Source organism: Methylobacterium variabile (assembly GCF_001043975.1).
Lineage (GTDB): Bacteria > Pseudomonadota > Alphaproteobacteria > Rhizobiales > Beijerinckiaceae > Methylobacterium > Methylobacterium variabile.
This window is the reverse complement of the sequence record NZ_LABY01000395.1, coordinates 1-842: the sequence shown is the minus strand read 5'-3', so window position 1 is coordinate 842 and position 842 is coordinate 1. Positions and strand designations below refer to the sequence as shown.

Sequence of the window (842 nt, the reverse complement as noted above, 5' to 3'; positions counted from 1 at the left end):
CCCCACGGGGAGGAGTGATCCCCCGCGCTGGAGCGACCTCACCCAAACCGGGTCGCTCCATCGATGACGGCCGCGACCTGGCCGTCGTGATCGTCGATTTCGATCCAAGGGCCGTTTCACGGCCTTGGTGCGGCCTGCGACACGTGCCGCGTTCAAGGGGGCTCGCATTCCGGGATGACGAGCTGGTAAAGCTCTTCTCGCAGGGGCGCATCATCGACGAAGCGATCGATCGCACGTCTGGCGCTCTGCGCGTCGAAGGGCTCCCCGCGGCTTTCGAGCAGGCGCCGGATGATATCCGGCTGCTCCATGATCTGCTTGGCATTGTAGATGTCGCGATCCACCGAGCCCGTCTTGTTGTCCATGTCCTCGCCGCGTCGGGTCCGCCGCGCTACGGTCGAACCCATGTGGCTCTGAGGGATGAGATCGAAGCCCTGATCCTTCAGGCTGCGGTGATCGACCCGCGCACTGAAGCCGGCCGCGGCGAGCGCCGCGTTGACCATATCGGCCCAAAGGGACCGAATGACCAGCAAATCGGATCGTTGCGACGTCCCAATGCCACGGTTGTGCCGAGTTTGGGCATTAACGACGAAGTCGATCTGCTCACCCAAGCAAGTACCGTCAAACCGACGCGTCGTAGTGAGCAAGTAGCCGACGCGGTTTTGAGAGCCGGTATCTCGCACGGTCAGATCGATAGCGCAGCCCCAGCGATTGATGAGCGCGGCGGCGAATGATCGCGCCAATGCAACAGCATCCTCAGTCGACAACTCCTGGGGCAGCGCGACGAACCAGAGCAGCGCCACGAGGGAGTCGACACGCTTTTCCCGTGCCTCGACGGCGTTCCA

Annotated in this window: 1 protein-coding gene; it reads right to left on the bottom strand. The window is 63.3% G+C overall.

What is annotated here, in order from left to right:
- Nucleotides 1-152: 152 nt before the first annotated feature.
- The coding region (locus tag VQ02_RS33390; RefSeq protein WP_048448579.1) for a MobA/MobL family protein at nucleotides 153-842 on the bottom strand (690 nt) is incomplete at its 5' end.